The sequence below is a fragment of the Pseudogulbenkiania ferrooxidans 2002 genome (genome assembly GCF_000174355.1).
In the GTDB taxonomy this organism is placed as follows: Bacteria; Pseudomonadota; Gammaproteobacteria; order Burkholderiales; family Chromobacteriaceae; genus Pseudogulbenkiania; species Pseudogulbenkiania ferrooxidans.
The window spans coordinates 82,050-95,200 of record NZ_ACIS01000004.1; the positions used below are offsets into that span (position 1 = coordinate 82,050).

Here is a 13,151-nt window from a genome sequence, read left to right on the forward strand (position 1 = left end):
TGTAACGGCCACCATGCCGTGCCGACCGCGGGCGTCGGGACGAAGGGCACCTTCAGGGGTTCTGCTTGACGGTGTTCTGGCGTTGCGGAAAAATCCTGTCCGCCCATATTGCGGGCCGTTTCAGCGGCGGCAAGGTGCCGCCTGGTGCGTTTTGTTTTCCTTTCTCCATCATGAGCGAAAAGAGCAATCCGTGTCTGCGTTGCGGTGCCTGTTGCGCTGCCTTCCGCGCCTCGTTCTACTGGGCCGAAGCCGATGACGGCGGCGGTCCGGTCCCGCTGCATCTCACCGAAAAAATCAACGATTTTCGCCGCTGCATGCGCGGCACATGGTCCGACACACCGCGTTGTGTGGCCTTGCAGGGCGAGGTTGGTCGCGAGGTCGGCTGTGCTATCTACCCACAGCGCTCGTCGACCTGCCGTGAGTTCGAGGCCTATACCGAGGCGTGCAACAGGGCGCGGGGGAAGTACGGGCTGGCCGAGCTACCGGTACTCGTCGCGGTCGCCTGAACTCCGCTCGGCGTCCGTGACGCAGGGCACAAAAAAGCGCCGGCCCCGCACAAGCGGGACCGGCGTCATGGTGTGCCGGTGCAGGGCTTAGTGGCCGGAGCAGCCGCAGCCACCGCCACCGCCGCCGCAACCGCCGCCCTGGGCCGGCGCTTCGCTCGTGGCTTGCTGCTGACCGTCGGCAGCCTGCTCGCCCAACTGCACCTTGAAATCGATAACGATATTTCCCGGCTCGCGGGCGACGTAGCTGAAGGTCAGCTGGTGGCCGTAGCGCTGACGCAATTGGTCCAGCAGCGGCAGCGGATCGTGATCGTTGATGAAGCGCATGGTGTCGCCGTCGTACAGCGATTCGATGGCGCCGAAAATGGCGGCATGACGGAAACGCTTGGCTACGCCGCGCGCGTCGAAGGGGAAGACGTTGTTGTCGAGTACCGGCAATTCGCTCATGGTAGGGGTCCTGTCATGTGGGTGAACAGTTGGCAGGATGCCCGTAGCAAGGCGACGCATCCTTGAGCGAAGATAAGAAAAGTGCGAGCCGGAACGACAGGCAAGAAAAATGGCGACCGAGGTCGCCATTTTTCATTGCTGCCGCTTAGTCGGCGGCGCGAGTGGTGCGGTTGCCGTAGCCGCCGCCGCTGCCACCCTGGCGCGGACCACGGTTACCGTAGCCACCGTTGCCGCCCGGCTTGCGGTTGTTGCCGCCATAGCCGCCGCCACGACGCTCACCCGGCTTGCCGCTGCCGGCGCGGCGCGGGCCGCCCTTCGGCGGGCGACGGGTCGGTTCCATGCCTTCGATCACGCCTTCGGTGATCTGGCGCTTCAGGTACTGCTCGATGCGGCGCACCTTGTGGAATTCCTTGGACTCGGCCAGGGTGATCGCCACGCCGTCGCGACCGGCACGACCGGTACGACCGATGCGGTGCACATAGTCTTCGGCCTGCTTCGGCAGGTCGTAGTTGACCACGTGGGTGATGGTCGGCACGTCGATGCCGCGCGCAGCGACATCGGTGGCCACCAGGATGCGCACGCGGCCGCGACGCAGGTCGTTCAGGGTGCGGTTACGCCAGTTCTGCGGCATGTCGCCGTGCAGGCAGGCGGCAGCGTAGCCCTGGTCCGACAGCTTGTCGGCCAGCTCTTCAGAACCGATCTTGGTGGCGGTGAAGATCACCGCCTGGTCGAAGCCGGCTTCCTTCAGGATGTGGTCGAGCAGACGCTCTTTGTGACGGTTGTCGTCGGCGTACAGCAGGTGTTCTTCGATGTTGCCGCCGGTTTCTTCGCGGGCGATTTCGATACGCTGCGGGTCGCGGGTCAGCTTCTGTGCCAGCTTGCCGACGGTGCCGTCCAGCGTGGCCGAGAACAGCACGGTCTGGCGGCTGTCCGGGGTGGCCTTGACGATGGTTTCGATGTCTTCGATGAAGCCCATGTCGAGCATGCGGTCGGCTTCGTCGAGGATCAGCATTTCCAGTCGCGAGAAATCGATACGGCCGGAACGCATGTGGTCCATCAGGCGACCCGGGGTGGCAACCATGATGTCAACCGGGCGCGCCATGGCGCGGATCTGGTAGCCGAAGGAGGCGCCGCCGACCAGGCACACGGTACGCAGCCAGCGCAGTTGGCTGCCGTATTCGGTGGCGTTCTTTTCCACCTGCTGCGCCAGTTCGCGGGTCGGGGTCAGCACCAGGATGCGCGGGCCCTGGCCCGAGCCGGTGGAGCGTTCGGTCAGCTTCTGCAGCGAGGGCAGCAGGAAAGCGGCGGTTTTGCCGCTACCGGTCTGCGCCGAAACCAGCAGATCGTGGCCAGCCAGCGCGGCCGGGATCGAGGCGGCCTGAACCGGAGTCGGGGTGGTGTAGCCGGCAGCGTCGAGAGCGGAGGTAATAGCGGGGGCGAGGCCCAGATCAGCAAAATGCATGATGTCCTTTCAGTGCCGGCATGTCCGGCGTCACTTGGCCTGGTATAGGCGGGATGCGGTGACCATCTTCAAAATCGGGTCACCCGACTCATCGGCACTAACCAAGCAAGCGGCGAACAGCGGTCCGGAAAAGGAGCATTCCGTGGTCGAAGCCTAAAATAGCGGTCAGGGACGATGAAACTCTGTTTGAGCGGGGCAAAGGCGTGAACTGCTAACTGCAGGGGGAGAACAACGAAGAAGCCCGGCTGAAACTTCAAGAGGCCGGATAGTACGGGAAAAAAAGCCGCCTGGCAAGTTATTCCGCCAAACAGCCTTTCTAAGTGATTGATTTGCGTGTGTCTTGTCGCGGGCGTCCGGAAAATTTCACTCCGCCGCCCACGTGGCAGGCAGCCACGGTGCCGTATCAGGGCTCCCGGTACAGTTGCACCACAGTGCTCAGGTCGGCCTGAGCGTGACCCTGTCCGGCGTGCAGGCGCATCAGCTGGTCGGCCAGCGCCGCCAGGGGCGAGCTCGCGCCGGCCTCGCGTGCCAGCTTGACCGCGTTGTCGAGGTCCTTGAGCAGCGTCGCCACCTTCCATTGCACCGGTTCGAAGCTCTGGCTGGCCATGCGCGGCGCCAGGATCTGCAGCGGCAGCGAATCGGCAAAGCCGCCCGCCAGCGCCGGCGCCAGCAGCGCAGCATCGACGCCAGATTTTTCTGCCAGCGAGACCGCCTCGGCAATCAGCAGCGCGTTGGCGGCGACGATCAGCTGGTTGCATACCTTGGTGACTTGGCCGGCACCGACCGGGCCCATGTGGGTCAGGCGCTGACACAGCGCCGCCGCCAGCAGGCGCAGGCGGGCGATGTCGTCTTCCTGCCCGCCCGCCATGATCACCAGTTGGCCGCTTTCCGCCCCGCGCACCCCGCCCGATACCGGTGCATCGACCCAGTGCATGCCGCACTGCGCCTCCAGTCGCGCCGCCATCTCGCGCGTGGCGGCCGGTTCGATGCTGGAAAAATCGACCAGCAACTGATCCGGGCGGCCGTGCGCGGCGAGGCCGTCCGCGCCGAACACCACTGCTTCCACGGCCGGCGTATCCGACACGCAGCTCATCAGCAGGGTGCAGTCGCGAGCCAGTTCGGCCAGGCTGGTTGCGATGTGGGCGCCGTGTCCGGCCAGTGCCTGGCTTTTCCCCGGGTTGCGGTTCCAGACGGTGACGTGATGCCCGGCGGCCAGCAGCCGCCTGACCATGGGCTGACCCATCAGGCCCAGGCCGATAAATCCGATCCGTTCCATGTGCTATTCCTGTTGCTGGAGGCGTCCATGGTAGCGGGGCCGGGTGCCGGCTGTCATCGGGCGCATGCCGTGGCCGGAGGAACAACCGGGCGGAACGGATAAAACCAGCTTGGACTTTATCTGCGATGAATGTGACATTATCCTGAGAGCTCGCCATCCACAGCGGGGTGGCGGTAGCGCACACGACGCTGGACGAGCAGGATGAAATCAGTCATGGGGCGAGAGGCGGAATGCGCAAGTTGAAAATGGTGTGGGGCCGGGCCCTGTTGGGGGCTCCCGCGTGGGCCGTCTATGTCTCGGCCATGGTGCTGTGCGTCCTCGTCGGGGTGCTGCTGGTGACGCTGGAGTCGCGGCTGACGCTGGCCATGGGCGGGCTGCTGGCGCCGCTGTTGATGGCGTTGCTGGCGGGGGGCGCTCTGGGCTGGGCCATCAACAGCACCAAGGACAGCCGTAATTCCAATAACTGGGAGATCGCCCAAGGGCTGCGCAAGCGCGAGTTTTTCGTCCACTACCAGCCCATCGTCACGGCCCAGTCGGGTCATTGCATCGGCGTCGAGGTGCTGGCGCGCTGGCGCCATCCGGTGCAGGGCTTCATCCCCTCGCAGCTGTTCATTCCGGCGGCGGAGGAGGCCGGACTGATCGTGGCGCTGACCCGCTACCTGCTGCGCTGCGTCGGCCACGAGCTGGGGCAGATGATGCTGCCGGCGGGGTTCGTGGTCGGCGTCAATATATCCGCCAGCCACCTGACCACGCGCGACATCATCGAGGACTGCCGGTTGCTGCTGTCGGTGTTGAAGGACAAGCACATCCAGCTGGTGCTGGAAGTGTCCGAGCGGGTCGCGCTGGAAGAGCACGAAGAGAGTCTCAAGGTGGTGCGCGAGCTCAAGGCCATGGGGGTCCAGCTGGCGCTCGACGACTTCGGTGCCGGCCACGCCGACCGTCACTACCTGCAAACCTGGGGTTTCGACTACCTCAAGGTGGAAAAGGGCTACGTCTCGGCTATCGGCAAGGAGGGTTTCCGCGGCAACATCCTCGACGACATCCTGGTCAATGCGACCCAGCTCGGCCTCAAGGTGATGATCAAGGGCGTGGAAACCCAGGGGCAGCAGAGCTACCTCAACGCCAAGGGCTTCCAGTTCCTGCAGGGCTTCTTCTTCGGGCGGCCGATGACGTTGAATCATTTCCGCCGCTGGCTCTACGCCGAAGTGGCGTCCGAGACCGAGTCGCCGCGTCCGGCGGCGCCACGGGTGGAAGGCACCTGAGCCCGCTTCAGGGCAGGCTTTGAACGGCAAAACCAAGGTCGGCTACAATCCGGCCTTTTTTCTTGGCGGACATCCCGATGAGTATGCAATACGGTGTGCAGCGTTACGCCCTGACCCGGCCTTGGGCCAAGCGCGTCGGGCAACTCTTATCCCAGCCCGGCAGCGCCACGTTGGCTGAAGACGCTGTCGGTGAACTGGTCGGGCGTGAGCTGGCCCGGGTTGCCCAGGTGTACGGCGAGGCGGACGGCGTGCCCGAGGCCGAGCGGGTGCTGGCCTTGGCGTACGGCGGCCACGTCCGGCACGGCCGCCTGATCGCCGAGTTCGACGCCGGACTGGCACGGGCGTTGGCGCACACGCGACTGCCGTCCCATCTGCCGGATACGCTGATCCTGCCGGCGGAGGCCTTCTTTCTGCAGGTGAGCGGCGAGGCCAGCGGCGGGGCCTTCATCCGCCATCGGCCCGCTGACCGGCAGCTCGATCTGGTGCTGGTAGAGGCGGCGTTCTCCGGGCAGGGGACGAACTGGTGGCAGGTTCCCGAACCGCTGTGGGCCCTGACGGTCAGCTACCCCGGGGAGCTGGCGCCGCAACTCGACGGCGTGCCGGCACCGTGGCGTCCTCTGCTGGAGTCGGTGTTGAACGGTTTTGCCATGATGACCCAGCCGAAGGTGACGCTGGAAGCGGTGTGGGAAGCGGGCTCTACGGCGGGATGGGTGGCGGCGGCCACGCACCCGACCTGTCCCAAGACGCGCCAGAAAGGGCGTGGCGCACTGCTCAAGGCGGGGTTCATCGAAGTGACGCGCTGCCAGGTGCCGGAGTTGCCGGGGCTGGACGGCGTGGTGAACAGCGCCGGCTACTGGCGCCGCCAGGCACTGGGTGACGACAAGAGCCGCAGCCGGCTGGTCTGGGTGGCGCCGCGCTAACCGCGCCACGCCCTCGGGTCAGGAGCGCTCGGCGACGAACTGCCTGACTAACTGGCGGATCACCGCGGTGTCGAACGGCTTGTCGCACACCGCCGACACCCCGGCGTCCTGCACCGCCGCCAGCCGGCGCTGGTCGGTTTCGCTCGAGACCATCAGGATCGGCACGGTGAACTGCATGCTCTGGGTGCGGATGTACTCCACCAGTTGCTTGCCGTCCATGTGCGGCATGTTGTAGTCGGTCACCACCAGGTCGAAGTGGGTGGCGTTGATCAGCGGCACCGCCTCGCTGCCGTCCTCGGCTTCGGCGATCTGCTCGAAGCCGATTTTTTCCAGCACGGTGCGGATCAGGCGGCGCGAAGTGGCGCTGTCGTCGACGATCAGCACCTTCAGCATGCTGAAATCCTCGTCGCACTCGTTCAGCATCGGATCGCTGTTGAGGTACTCCAGCACGTTGCCGAGCGCCTTGTCGAGCTGGGCGGTGGTGAACGGCTTGGGCAGGATCGCCAGCGCGCCGGCCTGGCGTACCGGGTTGAGGTAGTGCGGCTTGGTCTCGCTGGAGATCAGGATGAACGGGCGGTCCCGGTGGGGGGGCTGTGCCCGCAGCGTATAGACCAGTTCGGTGCCGGTCATGTCGGGCAGGTAGAGCGCGCTGATCACCACGTCCGGGGTGTGCTGCTGCAGGTGTTGCAGCAAGGCTTGCCCGCTGTGGAACACGTCCACATTGCGGATGCCCAGTTCGTTCAGGGCATGGCGGATGATCTGGGCCTGCAGCGGCGAGGGCTCGGCCAGGGCGATGGTCAGGAGCTGTGGAAGCGGCACGTCGGCGTCCTCGTTGGCTTGGCGGGATGGGATGTTACAGTCCGGTCGGACGGTTGGCCGAAAAAAAGCCCGTGCGGGGCACGGGCTGGTTCTGGGGCTTACTCCGCGTGGTAGCGGGTGACGAGCTCCACTTCTTCCTTGGAACCCAGGAACACCGCCACGCGCTCGTGCAGCTTGGCGGGCTGGATGTCGAGGATGCGCTGATGGCCGTTGGTGGCGACGCCGCCGGCCTGCTCGATGATGAAGGCCATCGGATTGCCTTCGTACATCAGGCGCAGCTTGCCCGCCTTGGACGGGTCGCGCGCGTCTTTCGGGTACATGAAGATGCCACCGCGGATGATGATGCGGTGCACTTCGGCCACCATCGATGCCACCCAGCGCATGTTGAAGTCCTTGCCGCGCGGGCCAGTGGTGCCTGCCAGCAGCTCGTCCACGTAGCGCTGCACCGGGGCCTCCCAGTGGCGCATGTTGGACATGTTGATGGCGAATTCCTTGGTGGCTTCCGGTACGCGCATGTCCGGGTGGGTCAGCACGAAGCTGCCGTTCTCGCGGTCCAGCGTGAAGCCGTGCACACCGTTGCCGAAGGTCAGCACCAGCATGGTCTGCGGGCCGTACACGGTGTAACCGGCGGCGACCTGGGTCGTGCCCGGCTGCAGGAAATCGGCTTCGGTCGGCTGCGTTACGCCCTCGGGGCAGCGCAGCACCGAGAAGATGGTGCCGACCGAGATGTTGACGTCGATGTTGGACGAGCCGTCGAGCGGATCGAACAGCAGCAGGTACTCGCCCTTCGGGTATTCGCCCGGGATGGCGTGCGGCAGTTCCATTTCTTCCGACGCCATCGCCGCCAAGCTGCCGCCCCATTCGTTGGCTTCCAGCAGCACGTCGTTGGCGATCACGTCCAGCTTCTTCTGCGCCTCGCCCTGCACGTTGCCGGTGCCGGCCTCGCCCAGCACGCCCGACAGCGCGCCCTTGTGCACGGAGTGGCTGATGGCCTTGCAGGTGCGGGCGATGGTTTCGATCAGGAAACGCAGTTCCGGCGGAATGCTGCCTTGCTTGCGCTGCTGCTCGATCAGAAAGCGGCTGAGGGTGGTGTGACTCATGGATATCCTCTGTATCGGGGTGGGCTGCCGCCGGGGCGTATCGGCCGGCGGAAAGAACAGGCGGCATTATAACGCTTCGACAGGGCTTGCTGTTAGCGTGTCAGCCCGCCTTGTTGCGGCTCAGGGTGACGCGCAGCGCGTCGGGGACGGTGCGGATGTCGGTAATGGCAATGCGCTCGGCCAGGGGTTGGCCGAACACCGGCCGCTCCAGCCAGCCCGCCACGCGCGGCAGGCGGTCGAGGTGCAGCGTGAGTCGTTGCGACCCGCTCGACAGCCACGCCAGCGGCTCCGTCAGCTTGCGGATGAGCCGTTCCCCCCAGCCCGCTTCCAGCGTGGCCAGCACCAGCCCGGTCAGGGCGCGCCGCGCCAGCGAGGACGAGCGTGCCTCGCCCTTCAGGGTGTAGGCCAGCACCAGCTCGCGCCGCGCCCAGTCCACCGGCAGAAAGTGGAAGCGGATGGCGAGCCGCGCCGGCGCCGGGCGCAGCACCTCGAGCGTCAGGAGGCCGGCGTCGTCGGCGAGCTCGAGGTCGAGCACGGTGAAGTCGTCGCCGTCCAGGTGCTTGCGCAACTGCGCCAGCAGCAGCTCGCGCGGCAGCGAGAAGCCGTCGCGGTGCAGGCGCGGCAGCCGGGCCGAGGTTTTCTGCCAGGTTTCGACCAGCTTTGTGCTCCAGTGGTGCATCAGTCGAACAGCGTGCGCGCGCCTTCGAAGCGCGCGGCGAAGTAGCGGTTGTCGAGGCGCTCGACGCGGATGGTGCTGTTGCTGCGCGGCGCGTGCACGAACTTGCCGTCGCCGATGTAGATGCCCATGTGCGAGAACGGCCGATTCATGGTGTTGAAGAACACCAGGTCGCCCACTTGCATGCGGCCGGCCTCGATCGGCCGCGCCACGCTGGCGATCTGCGCCGCGTTGTGCGGCAGCTTCACGCCGACGGCGTTCTGATAGATGTAGCTGACCAATCCGCTGCAATCGAGCCCGGCCTCGGGATTGCTGCCGCCGAAGCGGTAGTCGAGATCCAGCAGGCCCAGGGTGTACATCAGGATCTCGCGCCCGGCGCCATCCGCCGTGAGTCCCGACAGGGTCGGGCTGGCCGGCGGACGCGGTCGGCTGCCGGCTGTCTTGCGGGGCGGGGCGCTGCTGCAGGCCGCCAGCGCGGCGGCCACAACGGCAACGATGAGGGCGGAGATCCGGCGAGAGGTCATCCCTGTTTGCTTTCCAGTTCTTCCCAGCGCGCCAGCTTTTCCAGCAGCAGCTCGTCGATCGCTTCGATGCGTTGCTGCCAGGCGATGGCCTCGCGTGGGGTGTCGCGGTAACAGTTCGGGTCGAGCAGTTTCTGATTCAGTCCGGCCTGCTCGGCTTCCAGTGCGGCGATCAGCTCGGGCAGGCCGGCCAGTTCGCGCGTTTCATTGTAGGACAGCTTGGTGCGCCCGCTTTTCGGCTTGTCCTGAGGCTTGTCCTGGCGCGCCATCGGGGCCTTGGCCGCCGCTTCGGCCGGCTTCAGCGCCGCCATGCGCGCCCTGGTGTCGATCCAGTCCTGATAGCCGCCCGGGTATTCCTCCAGCTTGCCGTCGCCCTCGAAGGCGATTACCTGCGTCACCACGTTGTCGAGGAAGGCGCGGTCGTGGCTCACCAGAAACACCGTGCCGCTGTACTTGTCGATGACGTCTTCCAGCAATTCCAGGGTGTCGATGTCGAGGTCGTTGGTCGGCTCGTCCAGTACCAGCACGTTGGCCGGGCGGGTGAACAGACGAGCCAGCAGCAGACGATTGCGCTCGCCGCCCGAGAGCGAACGCACCGGGCTCCTGGCGCGCTGCGGCGAGAACAGGAAGTCCTCCAGGTAGCTCATCACGTGTTTTTTCTGCCCGGCGATCTCGATGAAGTCGTTGCCTTGGCTGATCACGTCGGCCACGCTCATGTCCTCGTCCAGCTGCTCGCGGAACTGGTCGAAGTAGGCGATCTCGAGCTTGCTGCCCTGCTTGACGGTGCCGCTGTCGGGCGCCAGCTCGCCCAGGATCATCTTCAGCAGCGTGGTCTTGCCGACCCCGTTGGGGCCGATCAGGCCGATCTTGTCGCCGCGCAGGATGCGCGTGGTGAAGTCGCGCACGATGACCTTGTCGCCGAAACGCTTGCTGACGTGTTCCAGCTCCGCCACCAGCTTGCCCGAGCGTTCGCCGGCGTCGAGCTGGAAGTTGACCTGGCCCACGCGTTCGCGCCGCGCCGCGCGCTCGCGGCGGATCTGCTCCAGCCGGCGCACGCGGCCCTCGTTGCGGGTGCGGCGCGCCTCGATGCCCTTGCGGATCCACACTTCTTCCTGGGCGTGGTACTTGTCGAACAGGCGGTTCTGTTCTTCCTCCACCGCCATCTCCTCGGTCTTCTTGGTCTGGTAGGCGGAAAAGCTGCCGGGGTAGCTGCGCAGGATGCCGCGGTCGAGCTCGACGATGCGCGTGGCGACGTTGTCGAGGAAGCGGCGGTCGTGGGTGATCAACAGCACGCTGCCGGCGAAATTCTTGATCAGCCCCTCCAGCCATTCGATGGCGGAAACGTCGAGATGGTTGGTCGGTTCGTCCAGCAGCAGCACGTCGGGTTTGGCGGCCAGCGCCCGCGCCAGCGCCACGCGTTTTTTCCAGCCGCCCGACAGTTCGCTGATGCGGGTGTCGGCGTTGAGGTCGAGGTAGGAGAGGGTGGTGGCGATCAGGGCGTCAAACTGCCAGCCGTTGCGCGCCTCCAGCTCATGCTGGATGTGCTCCATGTCGGCCAGCAGGGCTTCATGATCGGCCGCCGGGTCGGTCAGCGCCTGGGTCGCCTTGTGATAGTCGGTGAGCAACGCCTTGAGGTCGCCCAGTCCTTCGGCCACGGCTTCGAACACCGTGTGCCCGGGATTGAATTCCGGCTCCTGCGGTACGTAGGCCACGCGCACGTCGCCCTTGATGTTGATGCGGCCGTCGTCCAGCGCCACGGTGCCGGCGATGCCCTTGAGCAGGGACGACTTGCCGGCGCCGTTGCGGCCGATCAGTCCGACCACTTCGCCGGGTTCCAGCACGAAATCCACCTTGTCCAGCAGCGCATTGTGCCCGAAAGCCAGGCAGGCCTTGTCGACCGTGATGAGAGCCATGAGTCTGCAATGATCCAGAGATACCGTAATGCGCCGAATTGTAGCACGGGCGCGAAGTCCGCTTCGCGCCCGGCCGGCCGGGCTGTTACAATGCGCGCCATTACCGCCGGCCCCACCCGCGGCCGCTTTAGCGAAAGGAATTTCATGTACTTCGTCGATCGATCCGTCGCCGTCATTAAGCCGAAAGAGCCGTTTCTGAACTGGCTGAACAACGTGCCGGGCAACGACACCGATCTCACCCTCGACAGCCTGCGCGCCGACTGCACGGTGATCCTGCTGCCCGAATTCACCGACCCGGAAGAAGGCGTGTCGCGTATCGACGACATGGCCGACCAGCTGTTCAAGATCGAACTGGCTTCCTGGTACGAAGACGAAGCGTTGTGGCCAACCGATCGTTCGCTGAAAGCCTTCTGGGAGTGGTTCGACGTCGAAATCCACTCCACCGTGCTCGACAGCGTCGACGAAGACATCCACAACTACCCGGCAGCCGAGCTCTGAGCCAGCCATGAGCGCGCGCCAGCGTGCCGTGCCGCCGTTTGCCGTCGAGCTCAGTCCTTCGCGAATTTGGCTCGCGCTGCTGATCGGCTGTGCACTGGCATGGGTGGCGGCCAGCCTGTACTACCTGCCGCCGGCCATGGCGGCCTGGCTGCTGCTGCCCCTGCCCGCCGTGTTGTGGCACGGGCTGCGCCATGACGGCTGGTGGCCGTCGCGGCAAAGCATCGGCCGCCTCGAGGTCTCGCCCCAGGGGCAGCTGGTGGCCTGGTTCGGCCCCTTCGCCGTGCCGGCCGATATCGAGCGCGACACGGTGATCACCCCTTGGCTGGTGGTCGTGAATCTGAGGCTGGAAGGGCGTCGCCGCTCGCTGGTGTTGTGGCCTGATTCCGCCGCTCGGGAATCCTTACGCGCCTTGCGGGTCTATCTGCGCTGGTTCCACGCGCCGGAGTCCACCTCCGCACCGAATCTGAATACATAACCATGACAAACACGACACCGACTACGTTGCCAGAGTGGCTGTCACACCTGGAAAGCCTGCACCCCGTCACCATCGAGATGGGGCTTGAGCGCGTCCGCCGCGTGCGCGACGCCATGGGGCTGGCGCCCCGTTGCCCGATCGTGCTGGTGGCAGGGACCAACGGCAAGGGCTCGGTCTGCGCCATGCTGTCCACCATGCTCAACCGGGCCGGTTTCAAGGTCGGCACCTATACCTCGCCGCACTTGCTGCGCTACAACGAGCGCGTCGCCATCGACATGCAGCCGGTCAGCGACGACCTGATCGTGCAGGGCTTCGCCGCCGTCGAGGCCGCGCGTGGCGAGACCTCGCTGACCTATTTCGAATTCGGCACCCTGGGCGCCGTCAAGACCTTCGTCGATCAAGAAGTCGACGTGATGGTGCTGGAAGTGGGCCTGGGCGGCCGCCTGGATGCGGTCAACGTGTTCGAGCCGGACGTCTCGGTGGTGGTCAGCGTCGATCTCGACCATCAGGCCATCCTCGGTGACAACCGCGAAGACATCGGTTTCGAGAAGGCCGGCGTGTTCCGCGCCGGCAAACCGGCGATCTGCGCCGATGCCAACCCGCCGCAGCGCCTGCTCGACCACGCCGCCGAAATCGGTGCCGACCTCAAGTTGTACGGCCGCGACTTCGGCTTCAACAAGCTGGAAAACCAGTGGTCGTTCCGCATGGGCGAGGTGTTTCGCCATGCCTTGCCGTTCCCGGCGCTGCGTGGCAGCTACCAGCTGGTCAACGCCTCCACCGCGCTGGCGGTGCTCGACTGCCTGAAGGAAAAACTGCCGGTGAGTATTGGCGCGGTCAAGCGCGGCTTGCTTGAAGTCGATTGGCCGGGGCGCTTCCAGGTCCTGCCGGGTCGCCCGCTGGTGATCCTGGATGTCGGTCACAACCCGCACGCCGTCAAGGCCATGGTGGCCAACCTGAAGAAGCTGGCCTTCGCCGAAAACCGCTACGCCGTGTTCTCGATGCTGGCCGACAAGGACCTCGATGCCGTCGTCGAACTGGCGCGCGGCGAGTTTGATGGCTGGTTCGTCGGCGGCCTCGACATGCCGCGCGGGCAGAGCGGGGCGCAACTGGCGGAACGCCTGGCGGGTCTTGGCGTGCGTAACGTGAATGTGTACGACACCGTCGCCGAGGCGTGGGCGGCTGCCTTATCGGCAGCCGGGGAAAATGATAGAATCGTCGCATTCGGCTCGTTCCACACCGTTGCCGCGGTGCTCGAGGCGCGACATCACACATCCTGAGG

14 protein-coding genes are annotated in these 13,151 nt (G+C 65.7%); 6 read left to right on the top strand and 8 right to left on the bottom strand.

The window, feature by feature from the left end:
• The first annotated feature begins 71 nt into the window (after positions 1-71).
• Positions 72-506 (top strand): YkgJ family cysteine cluster protein, encoded by a 435-nt coding sequence (locus FURADRAFT_RS07725; protein ID WP_236261565.1) that lies wholly within the window; start codon positions 72-74, stop codon positions 504-506.
• 87 nt (positions 507-593) lie between these two features.
• Here FURADRAFT_RS07725 and FURADRAFT_RS07730 read toward each other — a convergent pair whose 3' ends face one another.
• The 3 genes from FURADRAFT_RS07730 to FURADRAFT_RS07740 form a co-directional block, all read right to left on the bottom strand.
• Complete coding sequence (locus tag FURADRAFT_RS07730; protein ID WP_008953573.1) at positions 594-950, bottom strand: DUF2249 domain-containing protein; 357 nt, start codon at positions 948-950, stop codon at positions 594-596.
• Positions 951-1,095: 145 nt separating this feature from the next.
• The gene (locus tag FURADRAFT_RS07735; protein WP_008953574.1) at positions 1,096-2,412 is read right to left on the bottom strand and encodes a DEAD/DEAH box helicase; all 1,317 of its coding nucleotides are present in this window, start codon (positions 2,410-2,412) and stop codon (positions 1,096-1,098) included.
• Positions 2,413-2,815: 403 nt separating this feature from the next.
• Positions 2,816-3,688: an NAD(P)-dependent oxidoreductase gene (locus FURADRAFT_RS07740; protein ID WP_008953575.1), complete on the bottom strand. Its 873-nt coding sequence runs from the start codon at positions 3,686-3,688 to the stop codon at positions 2,816-2,818.
• 230 nt (positions 3,689-3,918) lie between these two features.
• On the opposite strand from FURADRAFT_RS07740, the gene FURADRAFT_RS07745 reads away from it, so the two are divergent.
• Together FURADRAFT_RS07745 and FURADRAFT_RS07750 are read left to right on the top strand one after the other, a co-directional pair.
• Positions 3,919-4,950 (top strand): EAL domain-containing protein, encoded by a 1,032-nt coding sequence (locus FURADRAFT_RS07745; RefSeq protein ID WP_008953576.1) that lies wholly within the window; start codon positions 3,919-3,921, stop codon positions 4,948-4,950.
• Positions 4,951-5,027: 77 nt separating this feature from the next.
• Positions 5,028-5,870, top strand: coding sequence for a hypothetical protein (locus FURADRAFT_RS07750; protein WP_008953577.1), 843 nt, complete (start codon positions 5,028-5,030; stop codon positions 5,868-5,870).
• Positions 5,871-5,888: 18 nt separating this feature from the next.
• Here FURADRAFT_RS07750 and FURADRAFT_RS07755 read toward each other — a convergent pair whose 3' ends face one another.
• The 5 genes from FURADRAFT_RS07755 to FURADRAFT_RS07775 form a co-directional block, all read right to left on the bottom strand.
• Positions 5,889-6,689 (bottom strand): response regulator, encoded by an 801-nt coding sequence (locus tag FURADRAFT_RS07755; protein ID WP_008953578.1) that lies wholly within the window; start codon positions 6,687-6,689, stop codon positions 5,889-5,891.
• Positions 6,690-6,787: 98 nt separating this feature from the next.
• On the bottom strand, positions 6,788-7,789 hold the full coding sequence (locus FURADRAFT_RS07760) for a class 1 fructose-bisphosphatase (protein WP_008953579.1): 1,002 nt from the start codon (positions 7,787-7,789) through the stop codon (positions 6,788-6,790).
• A gap of 100 nt (positions 7,790-7,889) precedes the next feature.
• Positions 7,890-8,468 (bottom strand): hypothetical protein, encoded by a 579-nt coding sequence (locus FURADRAFT_RS07765; protein ID WP_008953580.1) that lies wholly within the window; start codon positions 8,466-8,468, stop codon positions 7,890-7,892.
• On the bottom strand, positions 8,468-8,989 hold the full coding sequence (locus FURADRAFT_RS07770; RefSeq protein WP_008953581.1) for a C40 family peptidase: 522 nt from the start codon (positions 8,987-8,989) through the stop codon (positions 8,468-8,470). Before FURADRAFT_RS07770 ends, FURADRAFT_RS07765 begins: the two co-directional genes overlap by 1 nt.
• A complete protein-coding gene (locus FURADRAFT_RS07775) occupies positions 8,986-10,899 on the bottom strand; it encodes an ATP-binding cassette domain-containing protein (protein ID WP_008953582.1) in 1,914 nt (637 codons plus the stop codon). The genes FURADRAFT_RS07770 and FURADRAFT_RS07775 overlap by 4 nt, the downstream gene beginning before the upstream one ends.
• Before the next feature lie 144 nt (positions 10,900-11,043).
• Between FURADRAFT_RS07775 and FURADRAFT_RS07780 the strand changes: the two genes are divergently transcribed.
• Genes FURADRAFT_RS07780 through folC form a run of 3 tightly spaced genes read left to right on the top strand, consistent with a single transcriptional unit; the run spans position 11,044 to position 13,149 of the window.
• On the top strand, positions 11,044-11,397 hold the full coding sequence (locus FURADRAFT_RS07780) for a hypothetical protein (protein WP_008953583.1): 354 nt from the start codon (positions 11,044-11,046) through the stop codon (positions 11,395-11,397).
• A gap of 7 nt (positions 11,398-11,404) precedes the next feature.
• A complete protein-coding gene (locus tag FURADRAFT_RS07785) occupies positions 11,405-11,872 on the top strand; it encodes a protein YgfX (protein WP_008953584.1) in 468 nt (155 codons plus the stop codon).
• A gap of 2 nt (positions 11,873-11,874) precedes the next feature.
• The gene (gene folC, locus FURADRAFT_RS07790) at positions 11,875-13,149 is read left to right on the top strand and encodes a bifunctional tetrahydrofolate synthase/dihydrofolate synthase (RefSeq protein WP_008953585.1); all 1,275 of its coding nucleotides are present in this window, start codon (positions 11,875-11,877) and stop codon (positions 13,147-13,149) included.
• Positions 13,150-13,151: the final 2 nt, after the last annotated feature.

What these genes read in the sequence shown, in the direction of transcription:
- FURADRAFT_RS07730 (WP_008953573.1), bottom strand. Translation starts at nt 950, where the DNA reads ATGAGCGAATTGCCGGTACTCGACAACAACGTCTTCCCCTTCGACGCG.
- FURADRAFT_RS07750 (WP_008953577.1), top strand. Translation starts at nt 5,028, where the DNA reads ATGAGTATGCAATACGGTGTGCAGCGTTACGCCCTGACCCGGCCTTGG.
- FURADRAFT_RS07765 (WP_008953580.1), bottom strand. Translation starts at nt 8,468, where the DNA reads ATGCACCACTGGAGCACAAAGCTGGTCGAAACCTGGCAGAAAACCTCG.
- FURADRAFT_RS07785 (WP_008953584.1), top strand. Translation starts at nt 11,405, where the DNA reads ATGAGCGCGCGCCAGCGTGCCGTGCCGCCGTTTGCCGTCGAGCTCAGT.
- FURADRAFT_RS07780 (WP_008953583.1), top strand. Translation starts at nt 11,044, where the DNA reads ATGTACTTCGTCGATCGATCCGTCGCCGTCATTAAGCCGAAAGAGCCG.
- FURADRAFT_RS07745 (WP_008953576.1), top strand. Translation starts at nt 3,919, where the DNA reads ATGCGCAAGTTGAAAATGGTGTGGGGCCGGGCCCTGTTGGGGGCTCCC.
- folC (WP_008953585.1), top strand. Translation starts at nt 11,875, where the DNA reads ATGACAAACACGACACCGACTACGTTGCCAGAGTGGCTGTCACACCTG.
- FURADRAFT_RS07775 (WP_008953582.1), bottom strand. Translation starts at nt 10,899, where the DNA reads ATGGCTCTCATCACGGTCGACAAGGCCTGCCTGGCTTTCGGGCACAAT.
- FURADRAFT_RS07735 (WP_008953574.1), bottom strand. Translation starts at nt 2,412, where the DNA reads ATGCATTTTGCTGATCTGGGCCTCGCCCCCGCTATTACCTCCGCTCTC.
- FURADRAFT_RS07760 (WP_008953579.1), bottom strand. Translation starts at nt 7,789, where the DNA reads ATGAGTCACACCACCCTCAGCCGCTTTCTGATCGAGCAGCAGCGCAAG.
- FURADRAFT_RS07770 (WP_008953581.1), bottom strand. Translation starts at nt 8,989, where the DNA reads ATGACCTCTCGCCGGATCTCCGCCCTCATCGTTGCCGTTGTGGCCGCC.
- FURADRAFT_RS07740 (WP_008953575.1), bottom strand. Translation starts at nt 3,688, where the DNA reads ATGGAACGGATCGGATTTATCGGCCTGGGCCTGATGGGTCAGCCCATG.